Annotated in this window: 19 protein-coding genes and 1 other RNA gene; 7 read left to right on the forward strand and 13 right to left on the reverse strand. The window is 60.4% G+C overall.

Annotated features, from left to right (window positions below; translation table 11 throughout):
* Positions 1-27: 27 nt before the first annotated feature.
* Complete coding sequence (dapB, locus tag ACUY1T_RS19850) at positions 28-831, reverse strand: 4-hydroxy-tetrahydrodipicolinate reductase (protein ID WP_446025292.1); 804 nt, start codon at positions 829-831, stop codon at positions 28-30.
* Between the two features lie 133 nt (positions 832-964).
* Here dapB and ACUY1T_RS19855 point away from each other — a divergent pair, with 133 nt between their 5' ends.
* A complete protein-coding gene (locus ACUY1T_RS19855) occupies positions 965-2,935 on the forward strand; it encodes an MBL fold metallo-hydrolase (protein WP_446025293.1) in 1,971 nt (656 codons plus the stop codon).
* On the opposite strand, the gene ACUY1T_RS19860 is transcribed toward ACUY1T_RS19855, so the two are convergent.
* The 5 genes from ACUY1T_RS19860 to grpE all read right to left on the reverse strand — a co-directional run bounded on the left by ACUY1T_RS19860 (position 2,917) and on the right by grpE (position 8,296).
* On the reverse strand, positions 2,917-3,846 hold the full coding sequence (locus ACUY1T_RS19860) for a DMT family transporter (RefSeq protein WP_446025294.1): 930 nt from the start codon (positions 3,844-3,846) through the stop codon (positions 2,917-2,919). The two genes, ACUY1T_RS19855 and ACUY1T_RS19860, sit on opposite strands and share 19 nt — an antisense overlap.
* Positions 3,843-4,124 (reverse strand): DUF2218 domain-containing protein, encoded by a 282-nt coding sequence (locus tag ACUY1T_RS19865; RefSeq protein WP_446025295.1) that lies wholly within the window; start codon positions 4,122-4,124, stop codon positions 3,843-3,845. The genes ACUY1T_RS19860 and ACUY1T_RS19865 overlap by 4 nt, the downstream gene beginning before the upstream one ends.
* 228 nt (positions 4,125-4,352) lie before the next feature.
* The gene (gene dnaJ / locus ACUY1T_RS19870; RefSeq protein ID WP_446025296.1) at positions 4,353-5,504 is read right to left on the reverse strand and encodes a molecular chaperone DnaJ; all 1,152 of its coding nucleotides are present in this window, start codon (positions 5,502-5,504) and stop codon (positions 4,353-4,355) included.
* Between the two features lie 105 nt (positions 5,505-5,609).
* The gene (gene dnaK, locus ACUY1T_RS19875) at positions 5,610-7,541 is read right to left on the reverse strand and encodes a molecular chaperone DnaK (protein WP_446025297.1); all 1,932 of its coding nucleotides are present in this window, start codon (positions 7,539-7,541) and stop codon (positions 5,610-5,612) included.
* A gap of 122 nt (positions 7,542-7,663) precedes the next feature.
* Entirely contained in the window at positions 7,664-8,296 is a 633-nt protein-coding gene (gene grpE, locus ACUY1T_RS19880) for a nucleotide exchange factor GrpE (protein ID WP_446025298.1), read from the reverse strand.
* Positions 8,297-8,517: 221 nt separating this feature from the next.
* Here grpE and recN point away from each other — a divergent pair, with 221 nt between their 5' ends.
* Positions 8,518-10,194: a DNA repair protein RecN gene (recN, locus tag ACUY1T_RS19885; protein ID WP_446025299.1), complete on the forward strand. Its 1,677-nt coding sequence runs from the start codon at positions 8,518-8,520 to the stop codon at positions 10,192-10,194.
* 82 nt (positions 10,195-10,276) lie between these two features.
* Here recN and fur read toward each other — a convergent pair whose 3' ends face one another.
* Positions 10,277-10,723 carry a ferric iron uptake transcriptional regulator gene (fur, locus tag ACUY1T_RS19890; protein ID WP_446025300.1) on the reverse strand — a complete coding sequence of 149 codons (447 nt, stop codon included), beginning with the start codon at positions 10,721-10,723 and terminating at the stop codon, positions 10,277-10,279.
* 72 nt (positions 10,724-10,795) lie between these two features.
* Between fur and ACUY1T_RS19895 the strand changes: the two genes are divergently transcribed.
* Positions 10,796-11,281 carry an outer membrane protein assembly factor BamE gene (locus ACUY1T_RS19895; RefSeq protein ID WP_446025301.1) on the forward strand — a complete coding sequence of 162 codons (486 nt, stop codon included), beginning with the start codon at positions 10,796-10,798 and terminating at the stop codon, positions 11,279-11,281.
* Positions 11,282-11,310: 29 nt separating this feature from the next.
* On the opposite strand, the gene ACUY1T_RS19900 is transcribed toward ACUY1T_RS19895, so the two are convergent.
* Together ACUY1T_RS19900 and ACUY1T_RS19905 are read right to left on the reverse strand one after the other, a co-directional pair.
* Positions 11,311-11,607, reverse strand: coding sequence for an RnfH family protein (locus ACUY1T_RS19900; RefSeq protein ID WP_446025302.1), 297 nt, complete (start codon positions 11,605-11,607; stop codon positions 11,311-11,313).
* A 1-nt stretch (position 11,608) separates the two neighbouring features.
* On the reverse strand, positions 11,609-12,043 hold the full coding sequence (locus tag ACUY1T_RS19905; protein WP_446025303.1) for a type II toxin-antitoxin system RatA family toxin: 435 nt from the start codon (positions 12,041-12,043) through the stop codon (positions 11,609-11,611).
* A gap of 129 nt (positions 12,044-12,172) precedes the next feature.
* Between ACUY1T_RS19905 and smpB the strand changes: the two genes are divergently transcribed.
* The 3 genes from smpB to ACUY1T_RS19920 all read left to right on the forward strand — a co-directional run bounded on the left by smpB (position 12,173) and on the right by ACUY1T_RS19920 (position 14,647).
* Positions 12,173-12,664: an SsrA-binding protein SmpB gene (smpB, locus tag ACUY1T_RS19910; RefSeq protein WP_263581647.1), complete on the forward strand. Its 492-nt coding sequence runs from the start codon at positions 12,173-12,175 to the stop codon at positions 12,662-12,664.
* 123 nt (positions 12,665-12,787) lie between these two features.
* Positions 12,788-13,167: a transfer-messenger RNA gene (gene ssrA / locus ACUY1T_RS19915) on the forward strand.
* Positions 13,168-13,438: 271 nt separating this feature from the next.
* The gene (locus ACUY1T_RS19920; protein WP_446025304.1) at positions 13,439-14,647 is read left to right on the forward strand and encodes a tyrosine-type recombinase/integrase; all 1,209 of its coding nucleotides are present in this window, start codon (positions 13,439-13,441) and stop codon (positions 14,645-14,647) included.
* 60 nt (positions 14,648-14,707) lie between these two features.
* Here ACUY1T_RS19920 and ACUY1T_RS19925 read toward each other — a convergent pair whose 3' ends face one another.
* Positions 14,708-15,265 carry a hypothetical protein gene (locus ACUY1T_RS19925; RefSeq protein WP_446025305.1) on the reverse strand — a complete coding sequence of 186 codons (558 nt, stop codon included), beginning with the start codon at positions 15,263-15,265 and terminating at the stop codon, positions 14,708-14,710.
* Positions 15,266-15,484: 219 nt separating this feature from the next.
* Here ACUY1T_RS19925 and ACUY1T_RS19930 point away from each other — a divergent pair, with 219 nt between their 5' ends.
* Positions 15,485-15,934, forward strand: coding sequence for a transposase (locus tag ACUY1T_RS19930; RefSeq protein WP_446025306.1), 450 nt, complete (start codon positions 15,485-15,487; stop codon positions 15,932-15,934).
* Positions 15,935-15,963: 29 nt separating this feature from the next.
* Here ACUY1T_RS19930 and ACUY1T_RS19935 read toward each other — a convergent pair whose 3' ends face one another.
* From ACUY1T_RS19935 to ACUY1T_RS19945, 3 genes are all read right to left on the reverse strand, one after another.
* Positions 15,964-16,146 carry a helix-turn-helix transcriptional regulator gene (locus ACUY1T_RS19935; RefSeq protein ID WP_446025307.1) on the reverse strand — a complete coding sequence of 61 codons (183 nt, stop codon included), beginning with the start codon at positions 16,144-16,146 and terminating at the stop codon, positions 15,964-15,966.
* A 254-nt stretch (positions 16,147-16,400) separates the two neighbouring features.
* Entirely contained in the window at positions 16,401-17,336 is a 936-nt protein-coding gene (locus ACUY1T_RS19940; RefSeq protein ID WP_446025308.1) for a retron St85 family RNA-directed DNA polymerase, read from the reverse strand.
* A 2-nt stretch (positions 17,337-17,338) separates the two neighbouring features.
* Complete coding sequence (locus ACUY1T_RS19945) at positions 17,339-18,250, reverse strand: retron St85 family effector protein (RefSeq protein WP_446025309.1); 912 nt, start codon at positions 18,248-18,250, stop codon at positions 17,339-17,341.
* Positions 18,251-18,366 lie beyond the last annotated feature (116 nt).

Here is an 18,366-nt window from a genome sequence, read left to right on the forward strand (position 1 = left end):
TCGATCTCATTTGGCTACCGCGATGGCTCACAAACCCAATACATCCTGGATGCCGTACCGACCGTTTTCTTGATCGGCGACCCAGCGCGCCGCGCGCACCGCGCCCTTGGCGAAGGTCATGCGGCTCGAGGCCTTGTGGGTGATCTCGATGCGCTCGCCCTCGGTGGCGAACATCACCGTGTGCTCGCCGACGATGTCGCCGGCGCGCACCGTGGCGAAGCCGATCTCCTTGTCGGTGCGTGGCCCGCACTGGCCGACGCGCTCGAACACGCCGTGCTCCTTGAGCGTGCGACCCAGCGCCTCGGCCACGACCTCGCCCATCTTCAGCGCGGTGCCGGAGGGTGAGTCGACCTTGTGGCGATGATGAGCCTCGATCACCTCGATGTCATAGCCTTCGTCGCCCAGCGCCTTCGCCGCTGTCTCCAGCAGCTTCAGCGTGAGATTCACCCCCACGCTCATGTTGGGGGCGAAGACGAAGGGCAGCCTGTCACGATAGCCATCGAGTTCGGCCAGCTCATCGTCGGCGAGCCCGGTGGTGCCGATCACCATGCGCTTGCCGTGGGCGGCGCAGAAGGCCAGGTTGGCCAGCGTCACCTGGGGCGCGGTGAAGTCGATCAGCACGTCGAAGTCGTCGACGATGGCATCGAGCGAGTCCACCGCCACCACGCCCAGCTTACCAAGGCCCGCCAGCTCGCCGATGTCGGCTCCGGCCAGCGTGCTGCCCGGCTCGACGATGCCGCCGGCCAGGCTGGCCCCGGCATCCTGCTGCACGGCGTTGACCAGGGTGCGGCCCATGCGGCCGGCGACACCGACGATGGCGATACGGGTCATGCGGACTCCTGCGAAATCGGTAAGTTGGACATGACAGGGGAGTATACCAGAGCATGCCCCGCCTGGGCCGATGCTTGGGTAGCGGCGGCAGAATCGCCCACACTGGACATGACGATGCGATGCAAGGAACGCCATGCCGACCCCGATACCGCCCGGCTCCGCCAACGAAACCGCCCTGCTCGACCTGCTGCGCCGCCACCCCCGCGTATTGCTGACCGGCCCGCCCGGCAGCGGCAAGACCACGCTCGTGCACCGCGTGGCCACCCGGCTGGCCGATCAGGGCCAGGCTTGCCATTGCCTCGCCGCCGACCCCGGCCTGCCCGGCTTCGGCCCACCCGGTGCCATCTGCCTGGGGCGCTGGGACCCGAGGCTGGATGAAGGAGGCGGCTGGCGACTCGAGACCATCGAGGCCCTGGCCACCCTGGACAGCGCGCGCTTTCGCCTGCCACTGGTCGAGGCGGTACGCCGGCTCGCCGCGCGCACCGAAGCCGGCCCGCTACTGATCGACGCGCCCGGTGTGGAGCGAGGCATCGGCGGCGCCGAGCTGCTCGCAGCACTCGTCAACGCCAGCCACGCTGGCGCCGTGGTGCGGCTGGCGCCGGAAAACGCGCCCGACCCTTACGCGCAGGAGCGTGTGGCGCTGGGCCTGGAAGTACTGAAGTTGCCCGCCGCCCCAGAGGCACGCCACCCGGGGCACCAGCTTCGCACCCAGCGACGTACCGAAGCATGGGACACCTACCTGACCGAAGCCGTGGAGCAATCGCTCGATCTCGTCGACCTGGCCATCGTCGGCACACCGCCACCGCACGACGTCACCGCGGCCTGGCACAGGCGCCAGGCCGGCCTGCTCGACGCTACCGGCCGCACCCTGGCCATGGGGGAAGTGCTGGCACTGGAAGGGGGGCGGCTCAAGCTGCTGGCTCCGCCACTGGGCGACACCCCGCGCACCCTGGTGATACGTGACGCCATGCGCCATTCCGAGGGCCATCTCGGCACGGCGCGCCCCTATCGTGCCCCTTACCCAGCGACACCCGACGAACCATCCCTGAGGCTGCCGTTGCAGGAAGCCGTCGACGGCCCGCGCCCGACGCTGCGCCTCGATGGGGTCCGCGCCACGCTGGTCAACGGCGTGTTCGGCGACCCGCTGCTGCATCTGCGCCTGCGTCATCGCAAGCGCAGCCTGCTGTTCGACTTGGGCGACCCCGGTCGGCTGCCGGCGCGACTGGCCCACCAGGTCAGCGACGTCTTCATCAGCCACGCCCACTTCGACCATATCGGCGGTTTCCTGTGGCTGTTGCGCTCGCGCATCGGCGATTACACGCCGTGCCGGGTCTACGGCCCACCCGGGCTCGCCGGTCACCTGGACGGCTTGATGCGCGGCATCCTGTGGGATCGTGTCGAGGAGAAAGCGCCTCGCTTCGAGGTCTTCGAGCTGCACGACGAGCGCCTGGCCCATTATCGCCTGGTGGCCGGCCAGCCGATGAAGGCGCTCTCGCCGCGCGAGGTCGATGACGGCGTGCTGCACGTGGAGCCCGGCTTTCGCGTGCGAGCGGTCACGTTGGATCACGGCACGCCGGTGCTGGCCTTTGCCTTTGAGCCGGACGTCGAGGTCAAGGTGCGCAAGGAGCGCCTGGATGCGCATGGCTGGGCACCCGGCCCATGGCTCGGCGAACTCAAGCAGCATGTACACGCCGGCGTGGACGAGACGGTGATCGAACTGCCCGATGGCAGCCAGCGGACGGTCGCCGAACTGGCCCAGCACCTGCTACTTTCGCAACCTGGGAAGCGCCTCGTCTATGCCACCGATTTCGGTGATACGCCTGATAATCGCGAACGCCTGTTGCGCCTTGCCCGCGGTGCCGAGGTGCTGTTCTGCGAGGCCTCGTTTCGCGAGGATCAGGCGGAGCAGGCCCGGCGTACCGGCCACCTGACTGCCCGCGGCTGCGGCGAGATCGCCGCCGCGGCCGCGGTCGGCCAACTGGTGCCGTTCCACTTCTCGCGTCGCCACGTCGACGACGTGGGCGAGCTCTACGAAGAGATTCGCCGGCATTTTCCGCGCCTGGCCGCCACACCCGGCAGCGACCCCTATTCCGAAGTGGATTGACACTTCTGGGCGCCCTTGCCGTTCTGGCGCAACAGCATGCCGATGGCGGCCAGCACCAGGGCGCTGCCCGGCAGCCACTGCCAGCCGATCTGCTCGGGCGCGGTGGCGAACAGCAACAGCATCGAGACGAAGGGCACCATGTAGCCGTAGGCGGTGACGGCCCCGGGCGTGAGCACGGAGGTGGCACGCTGCATCAACCAGAAGGTGAGCGCGCTGGAGAAAAGGCCCAGATAGACCACCAGGGCGACGTCCGTCCAGCGCATGCCGGCCAGTTCGGCAGCGGGCTCGATGGCAAGCCCCAGCAGGCCGATGGCGAGCCCTCCCAGCCCCAGGCTCCAGAAGGTGCGCACCGCCGCCGACTCCGGCAGCCATTCGCGGGCCAGCCCCCACTTGCTCAGCACCGGATAGAGTGCCGACGACATGCAGCCGAGGAAGAACACCGCCTCACCGATACCCAGCTGCAGGCCTTCGCCGTGGCTGAGGGCTTCGGCAAAGGCGAGCGCCAGCGCCCCGCAGGCCCCCAGCGCCAGGATCGCCGGCAACTGCCAGCCCAAGCGCTCGACGCGAAACCCGAGCCCCAGCAGGTAGGCCAGCAGCGGCACGGTGACGTAGAGGGTGGCCATGGAGAGCGCGGTGGCGTGGTGGGCGGCCCAGAACATGGCAGCGAAGAAACCGGCCAGGCACAGCCCCATCAGCGCATAGAGCGGCAACAGCCGCCTGGCCGGCAGGAAGTCGGGGGAACGCCGCGCCAACCACCATAGCCCGGCGCAGGCGATGGCGAAGCGCAGGGCGGTGAGAGAGAGCGGCGGCAGCTCGCCCATCAGCCCCACGGCGGGAAACGACAGCCCCACCAGCAAGGCCCACAGCAGCATGCCCAGATGAGCGAGGCGGGGCGTTATCGGCGCGCTCAATTTTCCCAGACGATCGCCAGGTCCTCGTCGCCCGCCATGCGCTGCAGGTGGGCGTCGACGACGCCTTCCAGGCGGTCGAGGCTCTCCTCCTCCAGCGCCTCGATGGCCACTACCAGCTTGCCCGGCTCCACGCGCATCACGCAGGAACCCTCCTCGAACACCACGCGGCTCTCCACCTCGCCCTGCTCCACCTCCAGCTTGTGCGCCCAGTGCTTGCACAGCCGGCTCATCAGCCTCGCCCCGGACTCGGTAGCGATCTCGGCACGCGACATCGGCATAGAACGATCTCCATTCGTAGGGGAACTAACAGACTAAGATGCCGGCCGGGGCGATGCCAGCCCTCACACAGAACAATGCGTTCGCTTGAGCGGCCCCCCATCCGCAGCCGCAGCCGCAGCCGCAGCCGCAGCCGCACGCCAGGCGACCACGCCTGGGCAGCAAAGAAACGGCCCCGGCACTTGGCGTGACCGGGGCCGAAAGCGAGGCACCGAAACGATACGCGGGGCTTACGGCTTCATATCCTCGAAGAACTTCTTCACGCCGTCGAAGAAGCCGCTCTTCTTGGGCGAGTGGTGGGCGCTGTTGCTGCCCCCCAGGCTCTCCTGGAGCTGACGCAGCAGCGTCTTCTGCTCCTCGCTGAGGTTGACCGGGGTCTCCACCACCACCTTGCACAGCAGGTCGCCGGGCGGGCCGCCGCGTACCGGCTTGACGCCCTTGCCACGCAAGCGGAAGAGCTTGCCGGTCTGGGTCTCGGCGGGGATCTTGAGCTTGACCCGGCCATCCAGGGTCGGCACCTCGAGTTCTCCGCCCAGCGCGGCATCGACGAAGTTGATCGGCACCTCGCACTGCAGGTGCTTGCCGTCGCGCTGGAAGATATGGTGCGGCTTGATCGCCACCTGCACGTAGAGATCACCGGGCGGGCCGCCATTGACGCCGGACTCGCCCTCGCCGTTGAGGCGAATGCGGTCGCCGGTGTCCACCCCGGCGGGTATCTTCACCGACAGGGTGCGCGTCTCGCGCATGCGGCCCTCGCCGTGGCACTTGTGACACGGCACCTTGATGTGCACGCCACTGCCGTGGCAGGTGGGGCAGGTCTGCTGCACGGCGAAGAAGCCCTGCTGCATGCGCACCTGGCCATGGCCGTTACAGGTGGGGCAGGTCTCCTTGGTGGAGCCCGGCTCGGCGCCCTGGCCGTCGCAGCGGTCGCACTCCACGTGACGCGGTACGCGAATGTCCACCGTGGTGCCGGCGACCGCGCTCTCGAGATCGAGCTCGAGGTTGTAGCGCAGGTCGCTGCCCCGCTGCGGCGCATGGGGGCTGCGCCGACCACCGCCGCCGCCGAAGATGTCGCCGAATACGTCGCCGAAGATATCGCTGAAGCCGCCGGCACCGGCGCCGCCGAAACCACCACCGCCGAAGCCTCCGGCCTGGCCGTCTACGCCGGCATGGCCGAACTGGTCGTAGGCGGCGCGCTTCTCGCTGTCGGCAAGAATCTCATAGGCCTCGGAGACCTCGCGAAACTTCTCCGCCGCGGTGTCGTCATCCGGGTTGCGGTCCGGGTGGTATTTCTGCGCCAGCCGTCGGTAGGCCTTCTTGATGTCTTTGGTGTCGGCCCCACGCTCTACGCCGAGCACCTCGTAATAATCGCGTTTGGACATGGGTCCATGCGCCTCCTGGTCTAGGCAGTTCTGCCCGATCCGCGGAAACGGCAACGCGGGAGTCGTCCCCCCGCGCTACCGTCATCCGTGGCATCGCCTTGCCGATTACTGCTTCTTCTGGTCGTCGTTGACTTCTTCGTACTCGGCGTCGACCACGTCTTCTTCCGGCTTGGCGCCAGCCTCCTGGCCTTCGCCACCGGCCTGCTGAGCGGCCTCGGCCTGAGCGGCGTACATCTTCTGCGCCAGGTTGCCGGAGGCCTCGGTCAGCTTGTCCAGCTTGGCCTGGATGTCGTCCTTGTCGTCACCCTTGAGTGCCTCCTCGAGCTCGGAGGCAGCCGCCTCGATGGCCTGCTTCTCCTCGTCGGTGGCGTGCTCGCCGGCTTCCTGCACGGTCTTGCGGGCAGCGTGGACCATGCCATCGGCTTGGTTGCGCAGGGCCACCAGCTCCTCGAACTTCTTGTCCTCGTCGGCATGGGCCTCGGCGTCGCGGACCATCTGCTCGATCTCTTCATCGGTGAGGCCGCTGGAGGCCTTGATGACGATCGACTGCTCCTTGCCGGTGGCCTTGTCCTTGGCGGACACGTTGAGGATGCCGTTGGCGTCGAGATCGAAGGCGACCTCGATCTGCGGCACACCGCGCGGCGCCGGCGGAATGTCGGCCAGGTCGAAGCGGCCCAGCGACTTGTTCTGCCCGGCCTGCTTGCGCTCGCCCTGCAGCACGTGAATGGTCACGGCGGTCTGGTTGTCGTCCGCGGTCGAGAAGGTCTGGGTCTTCTTGGTCGGGATGGTGGTGTTCTTCTCGATCAACGGCGTCATCACGCCGCCCAGGGTCTCGATACCCAGGGTCAGCGGGGTGACGTCGAGCAGCAGCACGTCCTTGACGTCGCCGCCCAGCACGCCGCCCTGGATCGCCGCGCCCACGGCCACGGCCTCGTCCGGGTTGACGTCCTTGCGCGCTTCCTTGCCGAAGAAGTCGGCGACCTTCTTCTGTACCAGCGGCATGCGGGTCTGGCCGCCGACCAGAATCACGTCGTCGATCTCGGACGCTGACAGGCCGGCGTCGGAGAGCGCGGTCTTGCACGGCCCCATCGAACGCTGCACCAGATCCTCCACCAGCGACTCCAGCTTGGCCCGGGTCACCTTCACGTTGAGGTGCTTGGGCCCGGTGTTGTCGGCAGTGATGTAGGGCAGGTTGACGTCGGTCTGCTGGGCGCTCGAAAGTTCGATCTTGGCCTTCTCGGCGGCTTCCTTGAGGCGCTGCATGGCCAGGTTGTCACCGGAGAGGTCGATACCGCTGTCGGCCTTGAACTGATCGACCAGGTAGTTGATCAGCGCCATGTCGAAGTCTTCACCGCCCAGGAAGGTGTCACCGTTGGTGGCCAGCACCTCGAACTGGGTCTCGCCGTCGACGTCGGCCACCTCGATGATGGAGATATCGAAGGTACCGCCGCCCAGGTCGTACACGGCGATGGTCTTGTCGCCGCGCGACTTGTCCATGCCGTAGGCCAGCGCCGCCGCGGTGGGCTCGTTGATGATACGCTTGACCTCGAGGCCGGCGATACGACCGGCATCCTTGGTGGCCTGGCGCTGGCTGTCGTTGAAGTAAGCCGGCACGGTGATCACCGCCTCGGTGACGGTCTCGCCCAGGTAGTCCTCGGCGGTCTTCTTCATCTTCTTCAGCACTTCGGCGCTGACCTGTGGCGGCGCCAGCTTCTTGCCCTTCACCTCCACCCAAGCATCGCCGTTGTCGGCCTCGACGATGCCGTAGGGCACCATCTTGATGTCCTTCTGCACCACATCGTCCTTGAAGCGACGACCGATCAGGCGCTTGATCGCGTACAGGGTGTTCTGCGGGTTGGTGACCGCCTGGCGCTTGGCCGACTGCCCCACCAGCGTCTCGCCATCGTCGGTATAGGCGATGATGGAGGGCGTGGTGCGGGCGCCTTCGGCGTTCTCGATCACCTTGGCGCTGTCGCCGTCGAGCACGGCCACGCAGGAGTTGGTGGTCCCCAGGTCAATACCGATGATGCGTCCCATAGGAAATCCTCGAAAAATCGTTTGCCTTTGATCCATCTCAGCGGCAGTTGCCGCGGTTGACGTCTATCTGGGGGGTGCAGCGAGAATTTTCAAGCCCCGCCCCCGTTTTCATCCACTCGGCTTCAACTGGCGGCCTGGCTGACCACCACCATGGCCGGGCGGACGAGGCGGCCGTTGAGCAGATAGCCCTTCTGGATCACTTCCATCACGCTGTTGGGCTCGAGCTCGGGGTTGGGCACCATGGCCATGGCCTCGTGATACTGTGGGTCGAACGGCTCGCCGGCCGGCTCGACCATCTCGACGCCGAACTTGGCCAGCACGTCGTGCTGCATCTTCAGCGTCATGGCGACACCCTCGCGGTGGGCCTCGCTGGCATCCTCACCCATGGCCTCGAGCGCCTTCTCGAGGCTGTCGACCACCGGCAGCAGTTCCTTGACGAAGCGCTCCAAGGCGAACTTGCGCGCCTTCTCGGCCTCCTGTTCGGCACGGCGCCGCACGTTCTGCGCTTCGGCGGCAGCCCGCAGCGCCTGGTCCTTGGCTGCGGCCAGGCTCTGCTCCAGCTCCTCCACCTGGGCGGCCAGCACGTCGGCCTCGGGATTGTCGCTCTCCACCGCCGTCTCCTCGGGTGCGACAGCAGCCTCATCATCCCCGGCGCCGGCCGAATCCTGCAGTTCGCCTTCCATCGGCTCCGGCTGGATTTCCTGCTCGCGCCGCTCCAGCTCGTCATCAAGCGGGGTCTGGGGTTCTTTAGCCATGCGCATCTCCTGAAGCTATGCCGGCCCAGCGGGGCCGGAAAATTTCGATTCGGCGAAAGCCTTGAAGGTCTGCCGCCTATATGGGGGTCCTTGCGGCAAACTCAAGTGACCCGGCAGCAACCGGCGAAGCGTGTATTGAGAGCGAACCTCTACTACTGTATAAAAATGCAATAACGTGTATGGATATACAGCCACCAGGATACCGGCCGCCGGGAGGTGCCATGCTGACTCAACTTGCCATTCGCGATTACGCCATCGTCGAGACACTCGACCTGGAGCTTGCCGGGGGCATGACGGCCATTACCGGCGAGACCGGTGCCGGCAAGTCGATCCTGCTCGGCGCCCTGGGGTTGTGCCTGGGCGAGCGTGCCGATGCCGGCAGCGTGCGCCACGGCTGCGAGCGTGCCGATCTCTCGGCGCGCTTCGACATTGCCACGCTGCCGGCCGCCCGGCACTGGCTCGAAGAGCGTGAACTGCCCGTCGACGACTGCCTGCTGCGCAGGGTGGTAACCGCCAATGGCCGCTCCAAGGCGTGGATCAACGGCCAACCGGCAACCGTGACCGACCTCAAGGCCCTGGGCGAACATCTGGTCGAGATCCACGGCCAGCACGCCCATCAACTGCTGCTGCGCGAGGAGACCCACCTGCGCCTGCTCGACGACTTCGCCGGCAACCGTGGCGACGTGGGCGAGCTGACCGAGACCTTTCGCCGCTGGCAGGCGACCCGGCGGCGCCTGAAGCAGCTGACCGAGAGCGGCGACGAGGTACAGGCGCGTCGCCAGCTGCTGCGCTATCAGGTCGAGGAGCTGGACGCCCTGGCTCTGGGCGACGAAGAGCTCGCCACGCTGGAGCACGAGCAGGAGCAGCTCGCCCACGCCGAGGAGACGCTGCGCGAGGCGCAACATGCCGCCGAATGCTGCGACTCGGACGAGGCTGGCGTACTGGCGCTGCTCAACCAGGCGACCCATCGGCTCGATCCGCTGCCAGGCAGCGACCGTGGCACGCTGGCCGAAGTGCTGGGCATGCTGAACGACGCCCGCATCCAGGTCGAGGAGGCGGTACGCGAGCTGCATCGCTTCGCCGACGCCACCGAGCTGGACCCGGAGCGCCTGGCCTGGGTCGAATCGCGCCTGGGCGAGGTCCACCGCATCGCACGCAAGCATCACGTCATGCCAGAGGAGCTGCCCGCCCTGCACCGTCGGCTGCAGGCCGAGCTGGAATCCCTCGAAGGCGGCGAGCATGACCTCGAGGCTCTGCGCGCCGAGGTCGAGGTGCTACGCGATACCTGGCGCGAACGAGCCCGCAGCGTGGGCGAGGCCCGCCGCCAGGCAGCGGGCCGCTTCGGCAAGGCGGTGCAGGAGCAGCTTGCCTTCCTGGCCATGGGCAAGGCGCGCTTCGAGGTGGAAGTGGAGGCCAGACAGTCACCGCAACCGGATGGCATGGAAGAGGTGCGCTTCCTGATCAGCGCCAACCCCGGCCAGCCGTCGCGGCCGCTGGCCAAGGTCGCCTCCGGTGGCGAACTGTCGCGCATCAGCCTGGCCATCCAGGTAGTCGCCGCGCGCCACTCGACCATCCCCAGCCTGGTATTCGACGAGGTGGACGTGGGCATCTCGGGTGCCACCGCCGAAATCGTCGGCCAGTTGCTGCGTCGGCTGGGCGCAAGCGGCCAGGTGATGACCGTGACCCACCTGCCCCAGGTGGCGGCCCAGGCCCATCATCACCTGCATATCGAGAAGCAGGCCAAGCGCAACACCACGCTGACGCGCATGGCGCTGCTCGACGAGGCCGGCCGGGTCAGCGAGCTGGCGCGCATGCTCGGCGGCGTCAATCTCTCCGACCGCACCCTGGCCCATGCCCGCGAGATGCTCGATGCCAGCCAGCAGGGCGCCTCGCACTAGGTCTCACCGCGGAAGTGCATCCAACGAACACGGCCCCGATCATCCGATCGGGGCCGTGTCGTATCGTCAGGCGGAAAAGACGCTACTTGCGCGGCTGACCGTCCTGGCGCGTGGCATTGGAGCCGCGCGGGCGCACATAAAGCACCAGCGCATGGTCGACGAGCTCGAAGCCGTGCTCCTCGGCGATCTCTTTCTGGCGACGCTCGATGGTCTCGTCGAAGAATTCGATGATTTCACCACTGTCGAGACACACCATATGATCGTGGTGCTCCTCCTGGGAGATCTCGAACACGGCATGGCCGCCATCGAAGTTGTGGCGGATCACCAGCCCTGCGGACTCGAACTGGGTCAACACGCGATAGACGGTGGCCAGGCCAACGTCTTCCCCGGCTTCCAGCAGAGTCTTGTAGACATCCTCGGCGCTCAGGTGGTGCTGACCCGTGGCATTCTCGAGGATCTGCAGGATCTTTACTCGGGGCAAGGTGACCTTGAGGCCTGCCTTGCGCAGTTCATGGTTCTGGTCGGCCATGTTCGCTCTTCGCAGTATCAGGTAGGGTCGGGTATGATCGACCGAATCCACGATAGTGAAGAACGGACACAAATGCAAAAGCTGATCAAAACCCTCCCTCTCGTCATCGCCCTGACCGTGGTCAGCGGCTGTGTCTACAAGCGTGACCTCCCCCAGGGCAACTACATCACCGAGGGCATGGTCCAGCAGCTCCAGCCCGGCCTGAGCCGCACCCAGGTCGTCGACCTGCTGGGCAGGCCACTGCTGGAAGCCCCCTTCAATGCCGACCAGTGGGATTACGTGTTCCGCCTCGATGAAGCCTATGGCAGCGTGCAGCAGCGCCGGCTTACGCTGACCTTTGACGGCGATCGTCTGGTCAACGTACAGCAGGAAGGCGACTTCTCAGAGGACATCGAGCTGCGCGCACAGGACGACATCGGTCCGGCGGCCGAGGGTGCCGACCCCGCAGGCATGCTGCCCGGGAGCCAGCCCGAAGCGGTACCGGAGCGTGCGCCTGACGCTGGCGGCACCCTGCCGCAAGGCGGCGAGCCGGCTTCGACCGAACCGCTGGAGCTTTAAGCTTTGACACTACGCCGAAAGCGCTTCGGCTACCTCCCGGCGCGCTCAGCGCGCCGGGCACGTGCCACCTTGGGGTCGATCTCGAGCGGGCGGTAGACCTCGACCCGGTCGCCGGCACGCAGACGGTGATCGTCGGGGTCGCGTAGCAGCTTGCCGAAGATGCCCAGGTCCGCCTCGGCAAAGGTGGCGGCCGGTACTTCGGGGAAGAGACGGTCCAGCTCGGCCAGGGCGACGGCCTGTCGCGCCGTGGTGCCCACCGGTACCTCGAGCGCGACGATGCGCTGCTTGTCCGGCAGGGCAAAGGCAACTTCCACCTCCAGCCTCATGTCAGCGCCCGTAAAGCTCATCGGCACGCCGGGTAAAGGCATCGACCAGTTGCCCCGCCACCTGCTGGAACAGCTTGCCGAAGGCCATGCCCAGAATCCGGTTGGCAAATTCGAACTCGAGCTCCAGGCACACCTTGCAGGCGCCCTCGCCCATCGGCAGGAACAGCCAGCGCCCGCGCAAGCGCTTGAAAGGACCACTGACCAGCGACATCTCGATGCGCTCGGGCTCGATGAGGTCGTTGCGCGTGGTGAAGCTCTGCTCGAGACCCGCCCGGCCCAGGGTCATCTCACCGATCAGGTGCGACTCGTCGCGCTCGAGCAGCCGCGCCCGCCGACAGCCCGGCAGGAACTCCGGATAGCGCTCGAAGTCATTGACCAGTTCGAACATGTCCCGAGGGGTGTGCCGCACCAGGGCGGACCGATTGACCATTGGCATTGAGCTCTCCGCTGACTTCACAGTGCCCAGGGCGTATCATGAGCGGTTATTTCACGCCTTGAATGGTACCACGCTTCCCCCCACATCGAAGGACGCGGTTACCATCGGCAGAACATGACACGAGGTTCCATGGCCAACAAGAAAGGCAAGGGCAAGGGCCCCGGCAGCAGCATGATCGCCCAGAACAAGAAGGCTCGCTTCGAGTATCACATCGACGAGACCTTCGAGGCCGGTCTGGTGCTGGCCGGCTGGGAGGTGAAGAGCCTGCGCGCCGGCAAGGCCCAGCTCACCGATACCTACATCCTGATCAAGGACGGCGAGGCCTGGCTGCTGGGCAGCCACATCACGCCGCTGAATACCGCCAGCACCCACGAGATCGCCGATCCTTCGCGCACACGCAAGCTGCTGCTACACCGCAAGGAGATCGCCAGGATCTTCTCGCGCTCCCAGGAGAAGGGGCACACCTGCGTGCCGCTCAAGCTCTACTGGAAAGGCAACAAGGTAAAGTGCGAACTGGCCCTGGTGACGGGCAAGAAGCTGCACGACAAGCGGGCTACCGAGAAGGACCGCGACTGGCAGCGGCAGAAAGGGCGCATCATGCGGGAACACACCAAGGCCTGAGGTGTCGTAGCGAGTGGCACGGCAGGTGGCTCCCCGAAGTCGGCAAGAATCGGGGAAGCGATGGAACCGATCCATCCAATAGGTGTCATAGAAGTGCCCATGCTGATAAGATGGGTCCGTTACGGGGGCGACATGGCTTCGACGCCGATGACAACCTCCTAGGTGCATGCCGAGAGCGTGATGTATCTCGTAAATCCAACATCACGACTAAATAGTCGCAAACGACGACAACTACGCTCAGGGCGCGCTGGCAGCTTAATAGCTGTTAGCTTCTAGTCCGGCCCCAAAGCGATGTGCCCATTCATCGCGGAGGGGATATGAGCTAAAAATGATGGGATCGCGGTTGGTGGTGTCCTCTCGCCAATCGCTAAACCTTAGAGGAATCGCGTAGCTGGATCCTGCCCGTTGGAGCCAGATGCGTTAAACCAAAAAACGGACCTAAGCATGTAGAGCCGAAGAGCGAGTATCGGCGGACGCGGGTTCGATCCCCGCCGCCTCCACCAAATACAGGTTTCAGGAGATTCCATAAAACTCCAGAAACCGCTTCACAAAGGGCCTCGCGGCCCTTTTTTGTTGCCAGGAGATCCCAGAGAAGACCTTGACATGCCCCCGTCTGAAGGGGCATATGTGGGGGCACAGCGTCGATGCCAACCACCCGATGCCCCCATTCGTGCCGACGATACCAGCTGCACGCACTCCTATCCGGATGAGGCGCCTACTTCCAAATAGGGCATCTTGAGCGGGGCATGACATTATCACCGGACGAGGTGCCCCGTGAGCCGCCAGACCAACAAGCTGTCCGCGACCGCCGTACGCAACGCAAAACCCAAGGACAAGACCGCCAAGCTGGCAGACGGTGGCGGCCTCTATCTGGAGATCACCCCAACCGGCAGCAAGTACTGGCGCCTGAAGTATCGCCACGCTGGCAAGGAGAAGCGCCTGGCCATCGGCGTCTATCCCGAAGTCTCTCTAGCGGATGCGCGGCAAGCCCGCGACGAGGCCAAGCGCCAGCTAGCTCAATGCATCGACCCCAGCGCTGCCAAACGTCTTGCCAGGCAGTTAGGCCACCAAGCCGCCATCAATACCTTTGAGGCAGTGGCTATCGAGTGGCTTGAGCAAGTTCACCGGCATGAAGTGGTGGAAACGCACTACACCCGCAACAAACGGCGCCTTGAGCGTGATGTTTTTCCCATCATCGGCAAACGCCCCATTGTCGAGATCACTCCACCCGAACTCCTGGGGTGCCTGAGGCGTATCGAAATGCGAGGGCATATTGAGACTGCTCACCGCATAAAAGCGCTATGTGGCCAGGTCTTTCGCTACGGTATCTCCACAGGCAGAGTGGAGCGCGACCCCACTCCAGACCTTCGCGGTGCCCTTCGCCCTAACAAAACCAAGCACTATGCCGCTCTGACCGAGCCGAAAGAAGTAGCCGACCTACTAATGGCAATGGACGGCTACGGCGGCCAGCCGATCACCATTGCCGCCTTGAAGCTGGCGCCCCTGGTCTTCACCCGCCCCGGCGAGTTGCGTCAGGCGAAGTGGATCGACATTAGCCTGGATCAAGCCACTTGGTCCTTTCAGGCCAGCAAGACCGGGCATCCGCATACAGTGCCCTTGCCCATCCAAGCCGTTGAGATCCTACGAGACCTCCATGGCCTGACAGGACGCTCTGAATTCGTCTTTCCTGGCGTTCGCAGCAGTAAACGCCCAATGAGCAACAACACCATCAACGCCGCTCTAAAGACCCTGGGGTTCAAGGATAAAATGACCGGACACGGCTTTCGTGCTATGGCACGCACGATCCTAGCGGAGCGCTTAAACTACCCAGAGCATTACATTGAGCAGCAGTTGGCTCATGCAGTAAGGGACAGCAATGGTCGCGCCTACAATCGCACCACTCATCTTGAGCAGCGCAGAGAAATGCTACAAGCATGGGCAGATTATTTGGATAGCTTACGCGGCTTGCCGGGCCAAGTTTAATTATCGAACCAATATGCTGCCGCGATCAAAGGCTGGCGCATCCGCAATAAGCCTTAGACATTAAATCGGAATTCTGCGACCATCGAAATTTAATGTGTTTGCCTGAAGGCAATCATATCGCCCTTTCTTCATTTCTTTTAATACATAGAGAATCACGTTATCTTCATTCTCAATAACTTGAAACCATGATTTACCATCTGGCGAGGATAATGCAATCAGAGCCGTGGAAACATCAGCATTTTGCCAACACTCCCTAACCTCATCGCGAAAAAAGAAGCCATCTCGCTTTTCTTTATTCTCTATTCTAAGAGATGGATCTTCTGCCAGAATATGGAGGTGGTAACCACGCGAATAATTTCTTTCTATCGACACAGCTAATCGCAGGGCCTTACGTGATCGCCTCCCAAAGATTCTAACATTAAGTGCTTTAACAAAGCGTTCCGAGATTTCTTGTGCACGACTCTCACTAACCTCCCTCCTAAAATTCAAGGTAATAAAATACTTCCAGTCATGCCCTTTCAATAACTTAGCATAGCTATCCAGCATACGCTGATTCCTTAGCTCTTTCAGCGAATCATCGTTAATCTTAAAAACTAGTTTCTCTTCAACAATTCCCATTATCAAGATTCCTTTAAGTTAGATCTTGTTATTAGTACCATAGCTTCAGCCAAGGCATCGTTATTGAATGCCTTCGATATCCGCCAATCAATGTCATGCTTCTCATGAGTCGCCAAAAGCGTTAAACTGAGGTCCCGCACACGACACTGCACCTAGCCTTGCCACGTACATTTAGAGTACAAAGAAGTCAGTGTATCTCGCATGTCTGGAGAAAGATGTATGGCACCATCACCCCGCCGCTTCAGCGCAATTGCCAAACAACGCAATGTAGAGGAGATTAACCGTCTTATCAGGTCAGGTCTGAGCATGCGACAAGCATGCCTTAAAGTTGGAATACACCCAAACCAATTCCAAAAATGGAAGGTCCAGCTAGAGGCCTATAAAAATGGAGATAGCGCAGCGCTTGAGGAAAAATCAAAAAGGCCCAAAAAGTTAGCTCGAAAGACGTCTGAAGAAGATGTTCAAATTATAATAAATCTTGCACGATCTGGATTATACAATTCCGCACACGCTATAACCCAAGAAGCAATAAAGATACTAGGCCGGCCCATCACAACAGGAACCGTAATTAGGATTTTGGAAGAATCCGGAGATTATGGAATCATTGAAGTAAAGGGCAATGATGGTAGGACTATAAAAAGAAAAGCAGGGCTCATTAAAAAAAATTAGCCCATACTGCCTAACCTTACTTTATCTGCTCAGCGGGAAGCAGAAATGCGCGAATCAATCCACTTTTCAATCTCATCCTCAACCCACGCTACTGCACGAGGACCTAACTGAATAGGCTTAGGGAATTCGCCTTTTGCAATCAGACGATATAGCGAAGTATTGCTTAGTGCTGTTCGCTCCAGCACAGCCTTTTTCCTTATAAGTTGATGCATTTAATACTGCTCCATTGTGTCAGAGAGTGGGAGCAAACCACACTCCTCTAAACTCTGACCTACAATGATAACCATGTAGCTGTATTTTGCAACACCCAAAATCCTATTCTTCCAATTTTTTTGAACTAATTCATTGAACTGAATTGAATTGAATTGAATTGAATTGAATTGAATTGAATTCAGTTGATCTGAATTGAGTTTTTCAATCAAGCAATAGCTGCGTCAACCCTGCCTCAAAATCCACCTTGCCTCCATCAAGCCTCATGCAACGCTTTAATCGCTGCAAAATATTTTATCGCAAGCTTGTTATAGAAAATCGGGTCCGCAGCTTTACAGTAGTTCAGATGGCCTGCAAGCTTCGACCTCTCAGAGACGTCTAACTTCCCTTTATTAAACAAAGAGAGAAGCAGCCTAACATTATCCTTATATTTTCTATGTAATGTAACATGCCCATCTGGACAGATCCTCATGCCTGTTATAAAGGCTGATCCACCTTTTTTACTACCAAACTTAGTTTTATCATTATTGACTTTTAAATTTTTTAACCCTGACCCCCTTATTGAATCTTGCACAAGACGAACCACTTCTCTTTTAAACCCTTTTTTCTCTATTGATATGGCTATATCATCTGCATATCGTGTATAGCTATACTTTCCAAATCTTGGTTGTTTGTCTTGAAGCGCTCTATCTATGGACTGATCAATTCCAAACATTATTATATTACTAATATATGGCGACGCCGGATATCCTATAGCACACTTCTGGTGATAAAAAATGGCTGTCAAAAGATCAGGATCCTCAAGCTCATTAACTAACCAACCGTATTCAGGGAAATACTCTTCAATTACCCTAATTAGCTCTTCGGCTCCTATAGAGGGAAAAAAATCTGATATGTCCATTTTTACAAAGTACTTTCCCTCAACATGCTCCAAGGCGTTTTTCCTAATTGAGGCGCCAGGTTTAAAAGCAGCGGATGAAGGATGAATTGGAAACCCCTTTAAATGGTTGTAAATTAACCAATATTGTACGATCTTGTATTCCCAAGGGGGAATGACTAATTTTCTATACCCTTTTTTGTTTTTTTTAGGAATCCTGAGGTGCTTGATTTTTCCACCAGCAACCTTGATCTGTTCCCTAAACACAGGCTCAGGCATGCCAAGCTCTTTGGCAATAGACTTCATAATTTCCATTGCTAACCTCTTGCCCGCTTCCGTATCATGTTTAGATAGAGACCTGATTTAACTCTTTCGTCGCTTTCAGTATACCTAAAAAAAGCCGATTCCCTACAGCTTTTCATTAAGCCGTACGTATGCGGATATTCGATATAGCCCAAGGAAATAAGAATCGCAATTATATCTGTCAGCTTAGAAAAATCCTTATTCCCAAAAATATCCTTGAGAAAGTAAACAAGACTCTTATACGTCACTTCGCTCATTAAATATATGAGATCGTGGACAAAAAGAAGAGTTTTTGTTGAGATTTTATCAGCTGGGTCCAGTTCCTCGTAATGGATTATTTCACTTACAGCTTTGGTATGATCTAACACTTTATTCAAGCTTGGAAATGTATGGGCTATAGCATCTTGTGCTGCTCCACCCATTCCTGCCATTTTGTACCATATAACCTTATCGTGCCCCGATGTGTCCTTAATAGCCTTAATTGGGCCTGTGTTTATGAAAGATTCTGAATTTTCGTATTCGGAATTATTAATTACTACAAGCTTATTTCTAAGGCTTGCATGAGAGAAAGCGCCAAGCTCGCAGATTGCACTCTCGCTCTCCATAATTATTATAATTTTTTCGGATATGTCCGAGAGAACGTGCTCAAAATCAAGTGAGTTAATCTTGCCAGTACCATTTCTATCTTTATTCTTTATATAATCGTGAAAAAAAGACTCTGCGATAATTACATGCGAGTTGACGATCTGCTGTTCAAGAAACTCTTTAACTTGCTTTCTTCTATATGATATCTGCCCTTCGGATTCATTGGCACCACATAGAAAAAATAGCCGGGGCGTGCCTCTGATAGCAACGACCCGGCTTCTTTTAATTGAGTTAACAAGAGGTTTAATCGCCCTCGAGTAAGTACTCTCTGTTGTATACATTGCCTACCTAAGCGCGCTGGCATATTCTTTGGAGACCAGCCGAGACTTCGGCTGGCGACAAAGAATATGCCAGCGAAACCTGAGAGCTGTTCACCGTTGCGTAGCAAGACATGACT

This window comes from Billgrantia sp. Q4P2, assembly GCF_052806135.1.